At 66.6% G+C, this 20572-nt stretch carries 20 protein-coding genes; 13 read left to right on the top strand and 7 right to left on the bottom strand.

Annotated features, from left to right (window positions below; genetic code table 11):
* Positions 1-127 precede the first annotated feature (127 nt).
* The 4 genes from FHW79_RS00005 (at position 128) to FHW79_RS00020 (ending at position 4969) form a co-directional block, all read left to right on the top strand.
* Complete coding sequence (locus tag FHW79_RS00005; protein ID WP_183177120.1) at positions 128-457, top strand: nuclear transport factor 2 family protein; 330 nt, start codon at positions 128-130, stop codon at positions 455-457.
* Positions 454-1242, top strand: a complete 789-nt coding sequence (locus FHW79_RS00010; RefSeq protein WP_183177121.1) for an SDR family oxidoreductase — start codon at positions 454-456, stop codon at positions 1240-1242. Before FHW79_RS00005 ends, FHW79_RS00010 begins: the two co-directional genes overlap by 4 nt.
* A gap of 675 nt (positions 1243-1917) precedes the next feature.
* The gene (locus tag FHW79_RS00015; protein ID WP_183177122.1) at positions 1918-3726 is read left to right on the top strand and encodes an ABC transporter ATP-binding protein; all 1809 of its coding nucleotides are present in this window, start codon (positions 1918-1920) and stop codon (positions 3724-3726) included.
* A gap of 217 nt (positions 3727-3943) precedes the next feature.
* Entirely contained in the window at positions 3944-4969 is a 1026-nt protein-coding gene (locus FHW79_RS00020) for an aldo/keto reductase (RefSeq protein WP_183177123.1), read from the top strand.
* Between the two features lie 40 nt (positions 4970-5009).
* Here FHW79_RS00020 and FHW79_RS00025 read toward each other — a convergent pair whose 3' ends face one another.
* Both FHW79_RS00025 and FHW79_RS00030 read right to left on the bottom strand, forming a co-directional pair.
* The gene (locus tag FHW79_RS00025) at positions 5010-5819 is read right to left on the bottom strand and encodes an NAD(P)-dependent oxidoreductase (RefSeq protein ID WP_183177124.1); all 810 of its coding nucleotides are present in this window, start codon (positions 5817-5819) and stop codon (positions 5010-5012) included.
* 4 nt (positions 5820-5823) lie between these two features.
* Positions 5824-6195, bottom strand: a complete 372-nt coding sequence (locus FHW79_RS00030) for a MarR family transcriptional regulator (protein WP_247884094.1) — start codon at positions 6193-6195, stop codon at positions 5824-5826.
* Positions 6196-6780: 585 nt separating this feature from the next.
* Between FHW79_RS00030 and FHW79_RS00035 the strand changes: the two genes are divergently transcribed.
* Genes FHW79_RS00035 through FHW79_RS00045 form a run of 3 tightly spaced genes read left to right on the top strand, consistent with a single transcriptional unit; the run spans position 6781 to position 10583 of the window.
* Positions 6781-7401, top strand: coding sequence for a (2Fe-2S)-binding protein (locus FHW79_RS00035; RefSeq protein WP_183177126.1), 621 nt, complete (start codon positions 6781-6783; stop codon positions 7399-7401).
* 3 nt (positions 7402-7404) lie between these two features.
* Entirely contained in the window at positions 7405-8406 is a 1002-nt protein-coding gene (locus FHW79_RS00040; protein ID WP_183177127.1) for a xanthine dehydrogenase family protein subunit M, read from the top strand.
* Positions 8403-10583: a xanthine dehydrogenase family protein molybdopterin-binding subunit gene (locus FHW79_RS00045; RefSeq protein WP_183177128.1), complete on the top strand. Its 2181-nt coding sequence runs from the start codon at positions 8403-8405 to the stop codon at positions 10581-10583. The genes FHW79_RS00040 and FHW79_RS00045 overlap by 4 nt, the downstream gene beginning before the upstream one ends.
* 124 nt (positions 10584-10707) lie before the next feature.
* Here the strand turns inward: FHW79_RS00045 and FHW79_RS00050 are convergent, their stop codons facing one another.
* Positions 10708-11160, bottom strand: a complete 453-nt coding sequence (locus tag FHW79_RS00050) for a helix-turn-helix domain-containing protein (protein WP_183177129.1) — start codon at positions 11158-11160, stop codon at positions 10708-10710.
* A 106-nt stretch (positions 11161-11266) separates the two neighbouring features.
* Between FHW79_RS00050 and FHW79_RS00055 the strand changes: the two genes are divergently transcribed.
* Both FHW79_RS00055 and FHW79_RS00060 read left to right on the top strand, forming a co-directional pair.
* Positions 11267-12514, top strand: a complete 1248-nt coding sequence (locus FHW79_RS00055) for an MFS transporter (protein WP_183177130.1) — start codon at positions 11267-11269, stop codon at positions 12512-12514.
* Positions 12515-12755: 241 nt separating this feature from the next.
* Complete coding sequence (locus FHW79_RS00060) at positions 12756-13877, top strand: hypothetical protein (RefSeq protein ID WP_183177131.1); 1122 nt, start codon at positions 12756-12758, stop codon at positions 13875-13877.
* On the opposite strand, the gene FHW79_RS00065 is transcribed toward FHW79_RS00060, so the two are convergent.
* Positions 13862-14764: a LysR family transcriptional regulator gene (locus FHW79_RS00065; protein ID WP_247884095.1), complete on the bottom strand. Its 903-nt coding sequence runs from the start codon at positions 14762-14764 to the stop codon at positions 13862-13864. The genes FHW79_RS00060 and FHW79_RS00065 overlap by 16 nt on opposite strands.
* A 98-nt stretch (positions 14765-14862) precedes the next feature.
* Between FHW79_RS00065 and FHW79_RS00070 the strand changes: the two genes are divergently transcribed.
* Entirely contained in the window at positions 14863-15930 is a 1068-nt protein-coding gene (locus tag FHW79_RS00070) for an MBL fold metallo-hydrolase (protein ID WP_247884096.1), read from the top strand.
* 68 nt (positions 15931-15998) lie between these two features.
* Here the strand turns inward: FHW79_RS00070 and FHW79_RS00075 are convergent, their stop codons facing one another.
* Entirely contained in the window at positions 15999-16451 is a 453-nt protein-coding gene (locus tag FHW79_RS00075) for a hypothetical protein (protein ID WP_183177133.1), read from the bottom strand.
* 143 nt (positions 16452-16594) lie between these two features.
* Here FHW79_RS00075 and FHW79_RS00080 point away from each other — a divergent pair, with 143 nt between their 5' ends.
* Entirely contained in the window at positions 16595-16966 is a 372-nt protein-coding gene (locus tag FHW79_RS00080) for a hypothetical protein (protein ID WP_183177134.1), read from the top strand.
* 51 nt (positions 16967-17017) lie between these two features.
* On the opposite strand, the gene FHW79_RS00085 is transcribed toward FHW79_RS00080, so the two are convergent.
* Positions 17018-18253: an amidohydrolase family protein gene (locus tag FHW79_RS00085; protein ID WP_183177135.1), complete on the bottom strand. Its 1236-nt coding sequence runs from the start codon at positions 18251-18253 to the stop codon at positions 17018-17020.
* 79 nt (positions 18254-18332) lie between these two features.
* Between FHW79_RS00085 and FHW79_RS00090 the strand changes: the two genes are divergently transcribed.
* Positions 18333-18731, top strand: coding sequence for a nuclear transport factor 2 family protein (locus FHW79_RS00090; protein ID WP_183177136.1), 399 nt, complete (start codon positions 18333-18335; stop codon positions 18729-18731).
* Between the two features lie 59 nt (positions 18732-18790).
* On the opposite strand, the gene FHW79_RS00095 is transcribed toward FHW79_RS00090, so the two are convergent.
* Positions 18791-19495 carry a GntR family transcriptional regulator gene (locus tag FHW79_RS00095; RefSeq protein ID WP_183177137.1) on the bottom strand — a complete coding sequence of 235 codons (705 nt, stop codon included), beginning with the start codon at positions 19493-19495 and terminating at the stop codon, positions 18791-18793.
* Positions 19496-19729: 234 nt separating this feature from the next.
* On the opposite strand from FHW79_RS00095, the gene FHW79_RS00100 reads away from it, so the two are divergent.
* Positions 19730-20572 (top strand): ABC transporter ATP-binding protein, encoded by an 843-nt coding sequence (locus tag FHW79_RS00100; protein WP_183177138.1) that lies wholly within the window; start codon positions 19730-19732, stop codon positions 20570-20572.

Raw genomic sequence — 20572 nt, forward strand, 5'->3', positions numbered from 1 at the left:
ATAGGGGGACCTCGTCGCTGTGGTCCCTCCCGTGAATCACACCGCCCGGCTCAGCGGGAATCGCCGCATGAGTCGTACTCCGCAGGACTTGGTATAAATCAACCTTGCACCGTCAAGGAGCCGAGCGATGTCGATCAAACCACCCAAACCCATAGCCGACTATGTCGAGGCTAATGCACAACTCGATGTGGACGGCATGCTGAAACCTTTTGCCGCCGACGCGGTCCTCTTGGACAACGGAAAACGTCACAAGGGCCACGCCGCGCTGCGAACCTTGTTTGAAGACGAGGTGATTGCGGTCAAGGCCATCTTCACGCCGGACACTGTTCGCGAAGAGAACGGCCAAGTCGTGGCCGAAGGCCTTGCCCATGGTGACTTCAAGGGCAGCCCCATCCGCTTCACCTATCGCTTCACGCTCGAACACGACGCGATCAAGGCCTTGGAGATCACGGCATGAACATCAAGGCTGATCCAACTGAGTTCGCGGGAAAACGAGTGCTCATCAGCGGCGGCACCAAGGGCTTGGGCCGCGCGACCGTCGATCGCTTCCTGGCCGGCGGCGCCCGGGTGATCACCGCCGCCCGCGGAACCCCGCAGCCGATCGACGGCGTCGAGTTCGTCCAGGCAGACCTGACGACAGCCGAGGGCGGGGCAACCCTGGCCAAGGCGGCGATCGAGCGTATGGGCGGCATCGACATCCTCGCTCATGTGATCGGCGGCTCGGCCTCGCCTGGCGGCGGCTTTCTCGCCCTGACGGAAGATCACTGGCTCGCCGAGCTGAACCTTAACCTTTTGGCCACTGTCCGCCTTGATCGCCTCTTGGCTCCGCAGATGATGGAACGGGGTGCCGGCGCGATTGTGCATATCACGTCGATCCAATCGATCCTGCCGCTTCCCGAATCGACCACCGGCTACGCCGCCGCAAAGGCCGCGCTCAGGACCTACAGCAAGTCGATCTCCAAGGAGCTGGGTCCGAAGGGCGTGCGGGTCAACGCCGTCTCCCCCGGCTGGATCATGACCGAGTCGTCCGTCGACTTTCTGAAGCGTCTGCAGGCCGCCAACGGCGGCACGATCGAGGAGGCGCGGCAAGTTGTCCTTGATGCTCTGGGCGGGATCCCGATCGGGCGTGCGGCCGAGCCCGATGAGGTTGCCGATCTCATTGCCTATCTGGCCTCGGATCGCGCCGCCGCGATCCACGGCGCCGAGTTCATCATCGACGGCGGCACCGTCCGGACTGTCTGAGGTCATCACCCCGACGCCCGCCCTCCGTGGCAGGCGTCGGGAAGCAGCGGGTCCGGTGGTGTGGGCATGACGCTCCCGGCCCCCAGTTTTGTCCACGCCGGCCTTGTCCCAGGCAGACCGGTTGCTCGCTAACAAACGCCTGGATCGACGACGGGATCGGTTGGGGCGCATCATCCCCGCACGGCTCACAGCGGCGGCCATCGTCATCATCGCAAACCGACTCACTGATTCTGAAAACCCTGATTCTGAAAACCGCACCCAAGACCTGCCCCCGCGCTGACGGGCGTCCGGCGGACCGGGAAGGTGTTGCAGACCGGGATGACCGAGAGGTCCGGCTCCTCCGCGCCGTCGAGAAACTCCATTCCGACGGCGCAGCCAGACTATACCAAAAGGCGTATTGGCACATCCCGTAAAGCCTGTTATCCAGACCCTCCGGTTTTGTTTCTGAAAGTTGGGAGGCTGCATGCGTACGATCTGCTTGCTGACATCTCCCGCACCGGTCAACCGTTAGGTCGCCCGACCGCAAGGGCCGACCGCGGGCTTTTTAGGCCCGGCAACGGTCATCGATATTCCCATTCATTGGACGGCGCCGCCCGGCCCTGATCGCGCCACAGCCATGGCCGCGTCTCGGGCCGCCCGCCGTGGAGACGGCGCGTCCCCGCGCCGAACGGAGTCATGGCTGTTTTGAAACGCACCGGCCGAACGGACGCGATCCGCGCCGTTCTCGCCTTCACCTTCCGTCATTGGAGCCGCCGGAAGCCGTTGGTGGCTTGGATCGCCGGCACCATCGCGCTCGCGACGCTGGCCGACGTCTTCATGCCGCTGTTCGCCGGCCGTCTGGTCGACGCGCTGGCCCTGCTGCCGGACGACCGCGAGACGGCGCGCGACGCCGCCGTCGGCGCCTTCGCCGCCATGGTCGGTCTCGGCGCCGGGATGGTCGTGCTGCGCCACGTCGCCTGGAGCGGCGTCATCCCGCTGACGCTGCGCATCATGGCCGACGTCGGCCAGGACAGCTTCCATCGCGTCCAGCGGTTCTCGACCGATTGGCACGCCAACAGCTTCGCCGGGTCCATCGTCCGCAAGATCACGCGCGGCATGTGGGCGCTCGACACGCTGAACGACACGCTGCTGCTGGCGCTGTGGCCGTCGCTGGTCGTGCTCGCCGGAACGATGCTGCTGCTCGGTCTGCAATGGCCGGTGATGGGGCTCGTCATCGCGGTGGGAACGGCGGTCTACATCGCGCTGACCGTGCTTTTCGCAACGCTTTACATCGCCCCGGCGGCGCGGCTGTCCAACGCCTGGGACACGCGGCTCGGCGGCACGCTGGCCGACGCCATCGGCTGCAACGCGGTGGTGAAGGCGTTCGGCGCCGAGCCGCGCGAGGACGAGCGGCTGGCCCAGGTCGTCGGGAAATGGAGCCGCCGGACCAGCCGCACCTGGACCCGCCACACCCGCCACAGCACGGCCCAGCTCGTCATCCTGCTGCTGATCCGCAGCGGCGTGGTGGCGACCGCCCTGTGGCTGTGGTGGCGGGGGCAGGCGACGCCCGGCGACGTCGCCTATGTGCTGACCACCTATTTCGTGGTCCATGGCTATCTGCGCGACATCGGCATGCACATCAACCATCTCCAGCGCTCGATCAACGAGATGGAGGAGCTGGTGGCCATCCACGCCGAACCGCTGGGGGTGGAGGACCGGCCCGACGCCGTGCCCCTGCGCATCACGGCCGGCGAGGTGTGCTTCGACCGCGTCACCTTCCGCTATGGCGGCCACACGACGCCGCTCTACCGCGACCTGTCGGTGACGATCCGGGCCGGCGAGCGGGTCGGGCTGGTCGGGCCGTCGGGTTCGGGCAAGACCACCTTCGTGAAGCTGATCCAGCGGCTGTACGACGTGACCGGGGGGTGTGTCCGGATCGACGGGCAGGATGTGGCCGGGGCGACGCAGACCTCGCTGCGCTCGCAGATCGCCATCGTCCCGCAGGAGCCGATCCTGTTCCACCGCTCGCTGGCGGAGAACATCGCCTACGGCCGCCCCGGCGCGACCCCGGCGGAGATCGAACGGGCGGCCCGGCTGGCCAACGCGCATGACTTCATCGCGCGCCTGCCCAAGGGCTACGCGACGCTGGTCGGCGAGCGCGGCGTCAAGCTGTCCGGCGGCGAGCGCCAGCGGGTGGCGCTGGCCCGCGCCTTCCTGGCCGACGCCCCGATCCTGATCCTCGACGAGGCGACCTCCAGCCTGGATTCGGAATCGGAGGCGCTGATCCAGGAGGCGATGGAACGCCTGATGCAGGGCCGCACGGCCCTCGTCATCGCCCACCGCCTGTCCACCGTGCGCAGCCTGGACCGCATCCTGGTCTTCCACCAGGGCCGCGTCGTCGAGGAGGGAACGCACGCCGCCCTGCTGCACCGCCCGTCCGGTCTCTACCGCCGCCTGTTCGAGCAGCAGTCGGCACCGGAGTCCGCCCGCCGGATCAGCGGTTGAGAAAGAAGCGCTTGATCGCGCCGCAGCCGCGGCGCGAACATGCCAGCCAGTGACAGCCGGCAATGTTGTGGTGCGCAGCTTCATCACCGACCGGATCGCCGGACATGGGCTTCGGCCCGCGTCATCGTCTCGGCAAGCCATTTCCGTGGCAACCCGCACCATCCACGGAAAACGACGAGCCGGGCCGAGCAAAACAGCACAATGGGAGGGTGAGACAATGAACTACCGCAAGCTCGGCCGCAGTGGGGTGAAGGTGTCGCCGCTGTGCCTTGGCAGCATGATGTTCGGCGGCCCCACCGACGAGCCGACGGCCGAGCGGATCATCGCGCACGCCGCGGAAGCCGGCATCAACTTCATCGACACCGCCGACGTCTACAACGACGGCCGGTCGGAGGACATCGTCGGCCGCGCCGTGAGGAACGACCGCGAGCGCTGGGTGGTGGCGACCAAGGTCGGCAACCCCACCGGACCGGGACCGAACCAGCGGGGCCTCTCGCGGCGTCGGCTGACCATGGCGTGCGACGCGAGCCTCCGGCGCCTGGGCACGGATTGGATCGACCTTTACTACCTGCACCGCGAAGACCCCGACACCCCGCTGGAGGAGACCGTTGCCGCGCTGGGCGACCTGATCCGCAGCGGCAAGATCCGCGCAATCGGCGTGTCGAACTTCCGGTCCTGGCGCATCGCCGAGATCTGCCGCCTGTGCGACCGTCTGGGCATCGACCGGCCGGTGGCCTGCCAGCCCTATTACAACGCCCTCAACCGCATGCCGGAGGTCGAGATCCTGCCCGCCTGCGGCCACTACGGCTTGGGCGTGGTCCCCTACAGCCCGCTCGCCCGCGGCGTGCTCACCGGCAAATACCGCCCGGGGGATGAACCATCCGTCGACACCCGCGCCGGCCGCAAGGACCGGCGCATGATGAACACGGAATGGCGCCCGGAAAGTCTGGAGATCGCCCAGGAGATCAAGAACCACGCCGAAGCGCGCGGAATCACGCCGGGGCAATTCGCCGTCGCCTGGGTGCTCAACAATCGCCTCGTGACCGCTCCGATCGCCGGGCCGCGCACGGAAGAGCAATGGCGCGCTTACCTCGGCGCTCTGGATTACGCCTTCACCGCTGAGGACGAGGCGCTGGTCGACCGGCTGGTAACCACCGGACATCCCTCGTCGCCAGGCTACAACGACCCCGCCTACCCCATCGAGGGCCGTCCCGCGCGAACCACCTCACCGGCCGGACCGTAGGCCTTATGGGGCGAGTCACGCCGCCGTGCGGCGTTGTGCGTCACATCAGCCCTTCCTGATGGGCCTGGTGGACGGTTCGCACGGTGGGTCGGAAGCCAAGAGCGCGCGCCAGCGAACCGTCCACATGAAGATGCCATGGATTCGGGAGAGGGCCGGAGTTCGCCGCCACTCTCGCATCCAGCAAGCCCGCAAGCTCGAAGATGGACAGAGGGGCGTCGTCGGCGACATTCACGACGCGCCGGTCGAACACCCCATCCAGCGCGAGCTTCACGGCGGTGGCGATGTCGCGGTGGTGGATCGTGCTCATCCGTTGGGCCGGATGCCAGCCGCCGACATGGTCGGGAAGCGATTCGAGATGCCCGTCGCCGTCGCCGTACACGAACGGGAAGCGGATGATGGACCAGATCAGGCCGCTGTCGCGCAGGTCCCTTTCCGCGGCCACCTTGCTCGCCGGATAGGGATGCTTGGGATCGACCGCATCGTCCTCGCGGCCGGGATGCGGGTTGTCCAGGTTGTAGACATGGCTGGTGCTCGCCATGATGAAACGGGCATCCGGGGCGTTCGCCTTCACCGCAGCGATCAGATTCCGGGTGCCGTCGCGATTGCTCTTCCAGATGAGGCCGGTGTCCTGGCTGCGGAAAACCGCCGCCAGATGCACGACCGCCGAAACGCCCCGGACGGCCTCCGCCAGCGTCGCGGGGTCGAGGATGTCGCCAGCCACGGCGGCAGCGCCCCGAGGGCAGGGTTTTCCGGACCGCAGCAGCGCGCGGCAGGCGAAACCGGCCTCCATCAGCCGCGGGGTCAGCCGTTCACCGACAAGGCCGGTCGCTCCGGTTATCAGCACCGTCATCGGCTCATTCCTTTCGCAACAGGTTCTGCAGCCGCTCGGTGGCCAATTGCAGGACACGGACCGTCGTCGCCAGATCGGCCTCGTCGATGCCGCCGAACGCTGCGTCGTGAATGAAGGAAAGATCGGGAAGCTCGCGCCACAGGGTCTCACCCGCAACGGTCAGCGTCAGAAGACGCTGACGCTGGTCTTCTCCGCTTGAGGTCTGCTCGACCAGAGTCTTGCGCACGAGCGTGGTGACGATCCCGCTCAGCGTCGCGCGTTCCAGCTCAAGCGCTCGTCCGAGATCGCGTTGGACGGTCGGGCCGAAGTTGGCCAAATGCCAGAGAACATACCACTGCGTCGATCCCAGATCGTAGGGCCGCAGGGTCGCGTCCATGAGGGCGCGGCCCGCGAAGTAGCATCGCTTCGCCCACCCTCCCACGGCCGGACGCCCGGCGTCGCTCCGCTCCGGCATGAAGCCGACCCTCCCCATAATTCGTTCGCTAGCTTGCGATATTTGCAAGGTAGCGAACGATTGTCAAGCGGCCTCCCCCGCCCCTCGTTCTCGGGTTCTTTGGCACCGACACGGTTGATGAAAAAGGCGAGTTCAGCGGCAATCGTGCCGAAGGAGCGACGTTTCCGAACCGGGTTGGCAGCACCCGCACACGGGAACACCTCACACTCATCGTGGTCGCTGACCGCATGACGGAACATTTTCAACGGCCGGAAGGCACGCGCATCCGGATCGAGTGGACGCGCCTCCAATGAGGCCGTTGGGTTGATCCCACCGGGCAACGGGCTGACCGCGCACCAGCCGTCGGCGATTGCAAAGCGCAGCTTACCAGTCCGATCAGGATGCGGCGCCTTATTCCCCGAGCCATCGCGAACCACTCTCAATGACCTGCGATCCCGAGGCCCCCGTCCTGCCCGCGGCCGGCCCGCGGCCGGCGGCCAACATGGTGCAATCACTGAGGGAGTTCCGATGCCGGACCCGCAAGACAGGCAACCTTTCGACCTCACCCGCCGGCAGGTTCTGGAGACCGGGACCATCGCCTCGTTGACCGGCGCGATGCTGCCCACCGCCGGGCTCGCCCAGCAGGCCGGTCCGCAACCCTCACCGGAGAACGGCATGACGGTCCACCTGTCCTTCCGCGTCAACGGCCGCCCGACGGCGTTGGACATCGATGCCCGGGCGTCCCTGCTGGACCTGCTGCGCGAGCGGCTGGGCCTCGTCGGCGCGAAGAAGGGCTGCGACCATGGTCAATGCGGCGCCTGCACGGTCCATATGGACAACCGCCGGGTCGCCTCCTGCCTGACGATGGCCGCCAAGGCCGATGGCCGCGACGTGACCACCATCGAAGGCATCGCCCGGGCGAACGGTCTTCATCCCATGCAGCAGGCCTTCATCGACCACGACGCCCTGCAATGCGGATACTGCACGCCCGGCCAGATCATGGCCGCGATCGCCTGCGTCAAGGAGGGGCACGCGTCGACGCCGGAGCAGATCAAGGAATACATGAGCGGAAACATCTGCCGCTGCGGCGCCTATGTCGGCATCGTCGCGGCGATCGAACAGGCCGCTCCCCAGATCGAGAGGAGCTGAGCCATGAAGCCCTTGTCCTACGTTCAGGTCCGAACGGCCCGTGAGGCGATCGAGGCCTTCGTCGCGGCCGGCGAAAGCGCCCGCTACATCGCCGGCGGCACCAATCTCTACGACCTGATGAAGCTCGGTATCGAGAAGCCGGCGCATCTGATCGACATCGCCGACCTCGATGGCGCCAACCGCATCGACACGGACGGCGACCGGCTGTTTTTCGGTGGTGCTGCGCTGATGGCGGACGTCGCCGAGCATCCGGTCGTGCGCGACGATTATCCGGTGCTGGCGGAAAGCCTGTCGAAGGCGGCCTCCCAGCAGCTGCGCAACATGGCGACCGTCGGCGGCAACCTGTTGCAGCGGACGCGCTGCCCCTATTTCCGGAACGGCGCGGACGGCACCTACCCGTGCAACAAGCGCGAACCGGGCTCCGGCTGCGCCGCCATCGGAGGGATTGACCGGTCCCAGGCCGTGCTGGGGGCGAGCGCGGCCTGCAACGCCGTGTCGCCCGGGGACTGGCCCGTCGCGCTGATGGCGATGGATGCCGCGGTCGAGCTGCAGGGCCTCGACGGAACGCGGGTGATCCCGATCTCCGAACTCTACCGGCCGCCCAGCCGGACGCCTCACCTCGAATTCACCATCGGCCGCGAAGAGATCGTCACCGGCATTTCGGTGCCGAAGACCGCCGCCGGTCGGAATTCCACCTATCTGAAGGTGCGCGACCGCGAATCCTACGCCTTCGCGCTGGTGTCCGCCGCGGTGGCGCTGGAGATGGACGGCGATCGCGTGCGGCAGGCGCATGTGGCGCTCGGCGGGGTGGCCACCGTGCCGTGGCGCGGGCGTCCGGCCGAGGCTGTCCTGCGCGGTGAAACCCTCGATCGCGGGCGGGCCCTGGAGGCCGCCAGGGCGGCCTTCGCCGAGGCCCGGGCCGGCCGCCACAACGCCTTCAAGATCGAACTCGGCGCGCGGACCCTTGCCGACGCCATCATCAACGCCGGGAGCAGGAACCAATGACGCCGAACCGCAACGCGGACCGTCCCAGGATCGACGCCCATGAGAAGGTGCTCGGCCGTGCCCTGTACGCCGCCGACCAGCCGTTCCCCGGGCTGCTTCACGCGATGACCGTGCCGGCGACGATCGCCAAGGGGCGGATCCTGTCCATCGACACGGCGGCGGCTCTCCAGGTTCCGGGCGTCGTGCGCGTCTTCACCCATGATGATTTTTCGCAGATCCGGACGACGCCCGCCGCCCGCGGCGCCTATGGGCAACCGGGAAAGGGCCACCAGCCCATGACCGCCCCGCAGGTCCGCCACCGGGGCGAACCGGTCGCCCTGGTGGTCGCCGAAACGCTGGAGGCGGCGGTCGAAGGCGCCGAAGCCGTGACGGTGCGCTACGCCGAGGAATCCTTCAGCGCGCGGATGGACGACGACCTTGCGGGTCCCGAGCCGGAGGCCGCCGGCCAGCTCGCGTCCGGCGATGCCGAGGCCGCCTTCGCCAACGCCGCGCACATCGTCGATGTGGAGTATCGACATCCCCAGCAGCATCACAATCCCATTGAGCTGATCTCGACCACCGCCGCGTTCGAGGACGGCACGCTGCGGATTTACGAGGGAACGCAGTCCGCCGCGGCCTTCGCCGGCGGCTTGGCCGGCATGATGGGGATGGAGCCGCAGGCGCTGCGCGGCGTGAGCCCCTACACGGGCGGAGGGTTCGGCCAGAAGAACGGCGTTCAGGAGCAGAGCGTGCTGGTGGCGAGCGCCGCCCTGCTCCTGCGCCGCCCGGTCAAGCTCGTCATGCCGCGGGGCCAGCTGTTCCACACCGCGTCCTACCGCCCGCAAAGCCGGCATCGCGTCCGGCTCGCCGCGGACGGTAACGGCCGCCTGCTCGCCGGCATCTATGAAACGGTGCAGCAGAACAGCCGGTATGACGGCTTCGGCAGCGATCACGGCGCCAATCCGCCGCGCATGTACGGGTATGGCGCGTGGCGGGGAAGCGAGCGCATCGTCCGGGTCGACACCCAGACCCCCGGCCACCAGCGCGCCCCGCACGAGCATCCGGCCAGCCACGCCACCGAATGCGCGCTCGACGAACTCGCCGGGGCGCTCGGCATGGACCCCGTGGCGCTGCGCCTCGCCAACGACACCCAGCGCGACCCGATCACCGGCAAGCCCTTCTCCTCCCGCCATCTTGCGGACTGCCTGAGGCGCGGGGCCGCGCGGTTCGGCTGGGAGCGATGGACGAACCAGCCCGGCGCCCTGGTCGCCGGAAACGGCGACCGCATCGGCCTCGGCGTCGCCTGCGGCAGTTACAAGGCCGCCATGACGCCCTCCGTCACCACGCTTCGGCTCTCCGCCGGCGGCCAATGCCGGATCGCGACGTCCGGTCACGAAATGGGACAGGGATTGCGCACCGTCATCGCCGCGGAGCTGATCGACGTCCTCGGCGTGGACCCCGGCAAGCTCGACATCCGGATCGGCGACACCGGTCATGCGCCCCAGCACCTCACCGCGGGCTCCTGGGGTGCGGGAAGCGCGGCCCCGGCGGCGCGGGCCGCCGCCTTGAAGCTGCGCGAGGAACTGAGCCAATTGACCGGAGCGGTGTTGTCGGACGAGCCCGTTCATGTCCAGCTTGCCCGGACCCGGCGCCCTTATCTGGAGGTGTCGGTCGACACCGTGCCGCTCGGCAAGGACCGGCAGGCGATCGAGCAGCTGCGCCGGGGCATGCCGGTGACGACCGGTCCCGAATACCCCGACTTTCTGGCCTTCAGCTGGATCGCGCATTTCGCCGAAGTCCATGTCGAGCCGTCGACGGGACGCGTGCGGGTCCGGCGGGTCGTCAGCGTCGCCGATTGCGGACGGGTGATGAACCGCCGCACGGCGGAAAGCCAAGTCCGGGGCGGCGTGGTCTGGGGGATCGGCGCCGCCCTGCGCGAGGCCGGCGAATGCGATCCCCGCTTCGGCGGCGTTCTCAACAACGACCTCGCCGACTATGTCGTGCCGGTCAACGCCGACGTCGGCGCCATCGAGGTCGATTTCATCGACGAGCCGGACACCCGCCTCAACCTGTCGGGGGTCAAAGGGCTCGGCGAGGTGGCCATGGTCGGCGCGGCGGCGGCCATCGTCAACGCCGTCCACAACGCGACCGGAAGGCGAATCCGGCATCTGCCGATCCGGATCGAGGACCTGCTCTAGAGTCCGCCCGGGTCCTCGGCCGTGCGGTCCACCCGGTGGATCGCGTGGCCGGCGGATCAACCAAGCCATGAAAGCCCGTTTGGAAACGCTGCCGTGCCGTGGACCCCCCAAGATCTTCAATCGATCATATTGGGTTGATCTTTATCACCTCTGTATCGTCCCATGTCAGAACCCGCCCGTCTCCCGCATGCAGTTCCAGCCGGGCGACCGGGGCGCCCGTTTCAGCGGCGATCAACGAGGATCGCGGTTCATCTGGGCCATAGAGATGGTCTTCACCCCACTGGCGCAGCGCGACGATAACGAGAAAAAGGCCGCGCCCCTTTTCGGTCAGGACATATTCCTTGTAGGCGCTGCCGTCCGAAGCCGGCGCGGTCTCCAGAATGCCGCGCTCGGTCAGATCGCGCAGCCGGGTTGCCAACATTCCCTTGGCAATGCCAAGGCCGCTCTGAAACTCGTTGAATCGTCGTACTCCGTCGAAGGCGTCGCGAATGATCAGCAGCGACCACCAATCGCCGATGACATCGAGCGCGCGCGCCACCGGGCAACCCGCATCCCAAAGACTGACCCGCTTGACCATGCCCCCGGTCTCCACCGCGCAAATCTGGTCCTAAAATAGAACTGGAATTTCGTATGCGCAAGTGGTCTCGATATGAAACCAGATTGGCTTCACGAACGGGATCACGATGCGGAACACAAGCGGACCAACGGCACGGCGCCCGCCGGATGGCGGGTTATCAAGAGTTGCGACGCTGATCTTTGCCGTTGCCGCCGGCCTCAGTGTGGCAAACATCTATTACGCTCAGCCATTGCTCGACGCGATCGCGAGGGATTTTGGGATTTCGCCGGCTGCCATCGGCCTTGTCGTGACACTGACCCAGGTTGGTTATGCGCTGGGGCTGATTTTCATCGTACCACTTGGCGACCTGCTTGACCGTCGTCGGCTTGTCATTGGTCAAGGCCTTCTGTCGATCATCGCGTTGGTCGCTGTAGCGACAGCGAAAACCGAAGAGGTTCTGTTCACCGGCCTTGCCGCGATGGGCCTGCTCGCCGTCGTGGTGCAGGTTCTGGTCGCCTTCGCCGCGACGCTGGCGACGCCCGCCGAACGCGGCAGGGCGGTCGGCACGGTGACGAGCGGTGTCGTCATCGGCATCCTTGGCGCCCGCTTTGTCGCCGGGCTGCTCGCCGACCTCGGCGGCTGGCGGGTGGTCTATCTGACATCGGCCATTCTGATGGCGGCTATGGTCGGGCTGCTGACGCGTGTTCTGCCGCGAACGCCGCTGCCGGACAGCACCGACAGCTACGCCGAGACACTGCGTTCCATTCCCGCCCTGTTTCTGCGTGACCGGGTTTTGCTGACGCGCGGTCTTCTCGCTCTGCTGATCTTTGCGGCCTTCAGCACATTTTGGACAAGCTTGGTTCTGCCGCTCAGCACCGCTCCTTTCCACTATTCGCACACGCAGATCGGACTGTTCGGTCTGGTCGGTCTGGCAGGGGCGGCAGCCGCGACCGGCGCGGGACGCCTCGCGGACCGCGGTCTCGGCCAATGGACGACGGCACTGTCTCTCACGCTCCTGCTGCTGTCATGGGGGCTGATTGCGTTTCTGCCGTCGTCCATTCCGCTTCTCCTGATCGGCGTTGTCCTGCTCGATCTTGCCGTGCAGGCGGTCCACGTCACCAACCAGAGCATCATCGTCGCCCGCCACCCGACGGCACGCAGCCGTCTCGTCGGTGGTTACATGGTTTTCTATTCGATCGGCAGCGCCATGGGAGCAAGTGCCGCGACCATGGCTTACGCCCATGCCGGCTGGCACGGTGTTTCGATGCTGGGAGCAGCATTCAGCGCCGCTGCAATGCTGACTTGGGCCGGCGCGCGCCACCGGCCCCACCGGCCGGTCGGTAGCGAAGCGACGGAATGCGCCGACGGGCTCTAAGCTTCTGGCTTGCCGACGGCGCCGGGAGTCCACTCCGGTCCACCCGGTGGATCGCCGGCCAGCGGATCAACCATGCCCCGAGATATCATCCCGTGCCAAATTGCTGGGGTCGTGGGCGTGTTTGATCCCAACTGGAGGCAATTCGTCTTCCGCTGTTTTCATCGCGACATCACCCTGTTGCCATGGCCGTCTTCCTGACCGGGCGACGCCTTGCGGCATTTTGCGGTGGAGGATGGACAGCATGGCGGACCAGTCGATAAAATTCTCCTACGACTACGGAAAATACAAATATTTCGAATTTTCCGGAAACAACAACAAGGTGGATGTCGAGTTTTCCTGGGACTCTCCAAAAACGGACCCATCGGGAAAGCCGATGCCGAAGAAGGTCGTCGATCTCTTCAACAAGAATGTGCGCGAGGCCATTCAGGAGTTGATGAAGACCGAAGAGAAGACGGTAGCCGAAATAAAGAAGCAAATTCAGGCGTGGGATCAAAAGATCGCGAAGCACGAGATCGACGGCCGCAACCTGTTTCTGTTTCTGAACACGATCAACGACACCATGGAGCAGCGGGCCGCCGACCGCTTCGGGGGAATCGTCGGCGGTATCGCGACGGTCATGAAGCTGATCGTGAAGAAGGCCTTCGCCGGCCTGGACGCGGCCGTGCGCAAGATGCTCGAAGACATGAAGTGGAAGGTTTACGCCAAGACGGTGGGAAAGATCGCCCTCGCTCTGACGGCGACGGCCCTCGCCATCACGGCCACGGTGCTGACCGGAGGCGCGGCGCTGCCGCTGGTCGTGGCGGGCGCCAAGATCACGCTCGACGTGGTCAAGGAGGGGAAGGCGGCCTACGACAGTTTCAACGACGGCGCGGACGAGGTCGTCGCCTTGCAAAGCGCCGTGGCGAAGCACCGGAGCAGCGCGCAGGAGGCGATGAAGGTGGTCGAGCGGGCCGAGAGCCGGCGCTACCTCATGGCGGAATCGGTGAACAAGCTGGAGCGGCAGCTTCGGGCGGCGGAGGCCAAGTACGAAGACGTGGAGCGCATCCTCAGTCAGAAGAAGATCGACGGAATCGCCGTGACCGAAGATGCCTCCATCCTGGCTCTCGTCAAGAAGGTGAAGCAGTACAAGGATCTGATCGACCGCCTCACCCCCCTGCTGAATGGAGCCCGCGCCGACCTGAAGCGTCTGGACGCGATGATCGACGGAGCGCGGCGGGCGTTCGACCCGTCCACCTACGATGCGATCCCAAACGCCGACTGGAAGACGATCCTCAAGAAATACGCGGATGAGTACGGCTCGACGGTCAAGACGCTGGGTGACCTGGGCTCCAGCATCGCGACCGTCGTTCAGAAGCTGGCCTGATCCCCCGCCCGCCAGTCGTAGCCCTTCATGTGATCGAGGAACGCCCGCATGGCCGCGCTCGGAAGGCGGCGGTTCGGGTAATACAGATACCAGTGCGGCAAGGTGGGGCTCCACTCCGGGAAAAGCTCCACCAGCCGACCGTCCTGGACATGGGGTTTCGCATAGTCGTCCAGGACGTGGGCGATGCCCCGGCCGGCCAGGGCGGCCTGGAGTTCGTTGTGCACCGTGCTGACCGTCAGGCGTCCGGCGGGCGTGACCTCCAGCGCGTCGCTCCCACGGGCGAACCGCCACGTGACGAGGGTGCCCCCGGGAAACCGCCGCCTGATGCAGTCATGCTCGACGAGGGCATGCGGCGTCACCGGCTGGCCATGCCGCGCGATGTAACCCGGTGACGCGACGATCGCGTATCGGAGCGACGGCCCGAACGGGACCGCGATCATGTCCTGCGCCAACTGCTTCCCGAACCGGACGCCGGCATCGAACCCCTGCTCCACGATGTCGATCACCGCGGCATCGCTGATGATCTCGATCTTGACCTCGGGATAGGCGTCCATGAAGTCGAAGACCAGCGGGCACAGGAGATGATCGACGGCGGGCGCCGGCGCGTTGATCCGCACCGTTCCCGACGGGCTGTCCCTCAGCTCGTCGACCTCGGCGATGGCAAGCTGTATATCGCTCAGCGCCGGGGCCAGGCGATCGAGGAGGCGCTGCCCGGCCTCCGTCGGCGACACGCTCCTCGTCGTCCGGTTGAGCAGCCGGATGCCGAGAGCCTCCTCCAGGGCGTTCATCGTCTGGCTCAAGGCCGATGACGAGACGCCCCGTTCGAGCGCCGCCGCGCGGAACCCGCCACAGCGCACGATTGCCACGAACACATCGAAGCTGTCCAAGCGAAGGGGGTTCATTGCGAAGCAGACCTAATCAAGCCGGTCACATTTAACGAGCTTATCAGCGCAATCCTGCCGTGTCATGGTCGATCTGCGGTTGATTGTCGCGCCCGAACGCCGCCCATGACCGGTCCCCTCCGGTGCCGTGGGGGGAAGCGGGCGCCCCCACTCGGAAGGAAACGCCGATGAATGCCCTCACCCTGAACCGACGCAGGATCATGCTGTCCGCGGTCGTCGGCGCATCGACCCTGGTTCTTCCCGGTGGCGATGGGGGCGCGTCTGCGCAGGCGACGCCCGCGACCGGCAACGCCGGCCATTACCGTTTCCGGGTCGGCGAGATCGGCGCGACGGTGTTGAGCGACGGCGTGATCGGCGGTCCGCCCCGCGTCTATGCGAGCGATGCGCCCGAAGCGGAACTTCAGGAGGTGCTGCGGCGCGCCTTCCTGCCGACCGACCACATGACGTTGAATCTGAACACCCTTCTGATCGAAACCGGCGGTCGGCGCATCCTTGTCGAGGCCGGCGCGGGCGCGACGATGGGGCCGAACGGCGGACGGATTTTTCAGAACCTCGCGGCGGTCGGGCTTGGTCCTGCGGACATCGACGCCATCGTGATTTCGCACACCCATCCCGACCATGTCGGCAATCTCAGGACCGCGACCGGCGGCAGGGCGTTCCCCCGGGCCACCGTCTTCGTGCCGAGGGCGGACTGGGATTTCTTCGTCCGCAACGATCCGGATCTGTCCTACATGCCCGTTCCGGAGGATTTCCGCCTGCGCTTCGCCGCCGCGATCAAGAGCAGCCTCGAACCGGTCGGAAACGAGGTCGAACTCTATGAGGCGGGCGCCGAGATCGTGCCGGGCCTCACGACGATCGCCGCCTCCGGCCACACGCCGGGCATGGCGACCTTCCTCGTCCATTCCGGGAACGACCAGTTGCTGCTGACCGCCGACCTCGCCTACCACCCGGTCGTCAACGTCGACAATCCCTGGCGTCCCGGCCCCGATCGCGACAAGGAAACCGCGCTCGCCTCGCGCCGGCGCGTCTTCGACCAGGCGGCCGCCGACCGCATTCCGGTGCTGGGTTTCCATTTTCCGTTTCCGGGCCTTGGCCGGATGCTCAAGACCGACGGCGGCTACGCCTGGGTCCCCGCGAACTGGCAGTTCTGAGATGCGAACCGCCCCAGGTCTCCGAGGGGCGGAACAACAGCGGCTTATCCGACCTTCGGCAACAGCGGTCAGCGCGTTTCTATCAACAGGCGCCGCAGCCAGATGCCAGAGGGATCGGCCTCGGTGCGGCGGTGCCAGACCAGTGAGTCATTGAAATTCGGGATCAGGAACGGCAGCGGGAAGGACAGCAGGCCCTGCGACAGCGCGATCGATTCCAGGCGCGACAGCAAGGTCGCGATCAGTTTCGTCCCGACGACGGCGGTGATGTTGCTCATGAAACTTGGTGAGCGCAGGGCGATGATCCGGTGACGTCCGATGCCCTTCAAAAAGACGTCGATCGGGCTTGAGCTCGAGGCGCGGAACTGGGCGATTGCATGCGGATAGCGCAAATACTCATCAAGAGGAACGCCCTCGTCGATCAACTCCATCAACACCAACGACACGGGGCAGGTCTTCACCGGCCTGACGCTGACCGTGACGGGCATCGTCGATGGCGCGTCGGAAATGCTGGGCTTCACCATACCGGGGATAATGGGGGGGCCGTCACCATCGCGCTGACCAGCGCCGGCACGCCGTCCAATGGCCAGCGCGTCGTCACCCTCACCAGCGTTTCCGCCACTGTGACCGTGAGCTGACGGGCAACGGAAGCACCAGCCCGGTCGACGTGAGCTTCGTGTCGGTGTCCGGCAGCACGCTGACGCTGACCCTCAGCAACGCCACGCTCACCGCCGGCGATTCGATCAACTTCCGCTGCATCGATCCGAACGGCAGCGACGACGCCAGCGGCATCATCCAGAGCGCCCCCGGCGGGCTGGACGCCCTCGGCTTCGACGCCGTCCTGACCGTGGGCGCGGCACGGCCCGTCCCGGCCCTGCAGTCACCTCGGCGGCGCCACCTACACCACCACCGGCGGCGCCTGGAGCCCGCATCACCATCATTGGACAGACCGGAAACCTCGCCGCCTGGTTCGGCTGAGCGACAGGTCCGGACAGCGTCCGGCAAGCGCCGGGTTGGCGGGCACGCTGTGGTGGGCTGATGTGGTGGACGGTCCTTCCGCCACATCAGCCCACGGGTTGCCGGGGGTCCGCTACCTCATCAGCATCGCCGCCGGTCGAACGAAGCTCTTGCGGCCGCGCTTGAAGCCCATGAGGGGCGCGGCTATGCCGCCGAAGGCGTCGGCCTCGTCTTCGGCGTCGAGCACGATCATGTCCGCCCGTCCACCGACTGCGATGCCATAGTCCGCGATCCGCATCAGCCGGGCGGCCCCGGTCGAGATCATGTCGAGGCAATCACCGAAACGCTCAGGCCCCAGATGCATGAGGTTCGCGTAGAGATTGCCCATCCGGATCAGCGAGCCATCGCCGAAGGGCGTGAAGGGATTCAGGACGTTGTTGGTCGCGACCGAGACGGCGACGCCGCCTTCCGCCAGCCGATGAACCGGCGCCACCCCGCGCGGCGCCCGATGGTTGGCGTCGCGCCCGTTGAGATAGAGATCCGTCGCGGGCAAGGCCGTCACACCCACGCCGGCATCGGCCAGGAGCGCGATCATCCGCTCAAGAGCGGCATCGTCGATGGCCGCGAGCTTGGTGGCATGGCCGACGGCGACCCGCCCCTGCCAGCCCGCCACCACCGTCCGCCGGCAGATCTCCCCGAGATGGGACCAGCTGGGATCGAGATCGAAATCCAGATGGAAATCGAGATCGACGTCATGCGCCACCGCCAGGGCGAAGATCCGTTCCATCTGCCGGGACGGATCGGCATCGGTGTAAGGACAGCCGCCCAGGAGATCGGCCCCCTCCGCCAGGGCCTGGGTCAGCAGCCGTTCGACCGCCGGGTCGTGGGTCATCCCCTCCTGCGGGAAGACGCAGATCGACAGGTCGACGGCGAAGGCGTAATCCCGCTTGAGCCGCGTCATGGCCTCGAAACTGCGCAGGCCAACCAGCGGATCGAGTTCCACATGGGCCCGCATGAACATGGTGCCCTGCGTGACCGCCCGCTCCAGGGTGCGGGCGCCGCGCTCGTAGACATCCTCGACCGTGAATTCCCTTTTCAGGCGGGACACCGCGGCGATCGCCCCCTTGAGCCCGCCGCCGGCATCGCGGCACCGGCAGAGCAGACAGGATTTGTCGAGATGGATGTGCGTATCGACCAGTCCCGGCAGGACGAGACGCCCGCCGGCATCCTCCTCGAGGACGGCGGTGCCGGCCAAGGCGGGGCCGATGGCGGTGATCCGTCCCTGCCGGACCGCGATGTCCTGCAGGCCTTGCCCTCCCCTCAGGCGGGCGTTGCGCAAGAGGAGGTCGAAAATGTGGTTCTGCGTCATCTCAGATCCGGCGTGACATTTGCATGCAAGAACAGTATGCACTTTCAATGCCAGTCCGACCACACTTGCGGAGTTCCCAATGAGTGAGATGACCGAACGCGATCTGCAGGCCGTGAAGGATTATCTGGACGCCTCCATGGCTCCCGATCCCGTGCGCGCGGCGAAACATGTGGCCCCGGGTTTCATCTGCCGCTTCACCGGGAATCGCGTGTTCACTACGCCGAGCGGGCCGACCGGCTTCAACGCCGCCCGCTACAAATGGGTGAAGAAGCGGATCGAGCGCTATGATGTGGTGCCGGGCGAGACGGAAACCATCGTCTACAGCCTCGGCTGCCTGTACGGCGCCTGGCCGGACGGCACGCCTTTCGACAACAACCGCTACGTCGACCGCTTCGTGGTGCGGGACGGGCTGATCGTCGAGACCGATGTCTGGAACGACAGCGCCGAGTGGATTCTCGACCCCTCCTGCGCGCGCTGACCTGTTTTCCTTGGCTTGGTTCCCTTGACTTGGTCCCCTGACCTCAATGCCTGGCGCCCTTATTCGGTGTAGGGCGCCAGGATATCCATGAGGTCCCGGCTCCTGGTGCCCGAGCTTTGCAGAAGCGCGCGGGAGGCCACCGCCTCCAAATGTTCGTCCATGAGGGCGCAGGCCTTGTCGGTTGGGCCGGTCCGGATCGCCTCGATCAGTTCCAGATGCTCGTTGACCGCGCATTCGGAGGAATGGGGCCGGCTGAAGACCGCCAGCGACAATCCCGCGCGGTAGCAGATCTCCGTCACGTAGCGGATCAGAACGGGCTTGCCGGTCATTTCCGCCAGCCGAACATGGAATTCCGTCGCCAGGCGGATCGAGATCCCCTCGGCGCCATGCCGGGCCTGATGCTCGGCGTCGACGATGGCCTTCAGCTGCTTCACCTGGGCCTCGGTCAGCTTGCCGGCCAGATGCCGGACGACCTGACGCTCGAGATCGACCCGGATGTCGAAGATGTCCCGCGCATCCTCGAAGGACGGCACGGCGACCACGGCGATGCGGTTCCGGCGCAGGTCGACGAGGCCTTCCGCCGCCAACTGCCCGAGCGCGCTGCGGGCGATGGTCCGGCTGACGCCGAAGCGTTCGCCCAGCGCATCCTCCGGCAGCCGGTCTCCCGGCGACAGCGCCCGCTCGATGATCGCGCGCCGCAAGGCCGTGCAGATCACCGCGACACGGTCACCACCGGTTTTCCTCGAACGCTTTTCCTCGACCATCGCCGCCCTCTCCTGCCCCGCTCTGCATAAGGGAGGTCAGGCGCGAATTCAACGTCGCCAAGTGCCGCATTTGAATGCAACAGCCTCACCACCCTGCACAAATTCATTGCATGCAGTAATTGTACACACTTTTCCTCGCCAAAACCCGGTCGTTCCGGACCTGGAGCGCAGCCCGCTCCGGAAAGTGGCGCACCTGTTGCATACAATTCGCCAGTCCGTCACGAGGTGCGCCGCATGTCCCCATCCCACGCCATCCAGCAAGGCCGCTCGTCCATCGCCGTCGAGCTCTCCCAAGCCGCCGTTTCGTTCGGCAAGCCGGGCAAGGCCGTTCCAGCCCTGCAGGAGACGAACCTTCGGATCGCCGATGGCGAGTTTGTCGCCCTGGTCGGCCCATCGGGCTGCGGAAAGTCGACGATCCTGCGGCTGACCGCCGGCCTGCTCCAGCCGACCCGGGGGGCCGTCCTCGTCGGCGGGCGCGAGGTGGCGGCCAAGGCCCTGCGCATCGGCATGGCCTTCCAGAATCCGACCATGCTGCCCTGGCTCACCATCGAGCGGAACGTCATGCTGCCGCTGAAGATCGTGCGGCCCTTCCGCTCCGACTACCGCGCCAAGCGCAAGACGGAGTATCGCGACCGCGTGCACGCCCTGCTGGCCGATGTCGGGCTCGACAAGTTCGCCGGCCATTATCCCTGGCAGCTGTCGGGCGGGATGCTGCAGCGCGCCAACCTCTGCCGCGCCCTCATCCATGAGCCGAGCCTGCTGCTGCTCGACGAACCGTTCGGCGCGCTCGACCAGTTCACGCGCGAGGAGCTGTGGGGGACGATGCAATCCCTGTGGCTGAAGCGCAAGCCGACCGTCCTGCTCATCACCCACGATCTGAAGGAGGCGGGGTTCCTCGCCTCGCGCGTCTGCGTGATGAGCGCCCGCCCCGGCCGCATCATCGACGACAGCGCCGTCGACTTCCCCCGCCCGCGCACGATCCAGATGACCTTCGATTCCGAGTTCGTCGCCCTCAACCAGCGGCTGCGCGACCTCATCATCGACGCGCGCACCGACACCGCCATCCGCGGAGCCTGA

Origin of the sequence: Azospirillum sp. OGB3 (assembly GCF_014192915.1) — a bacterium.
Lineage (GTDB): Bacteria > Pseudomonadota > Alphaproteobacteria > Azospirillales > Azospirillaceae > Azospirillum.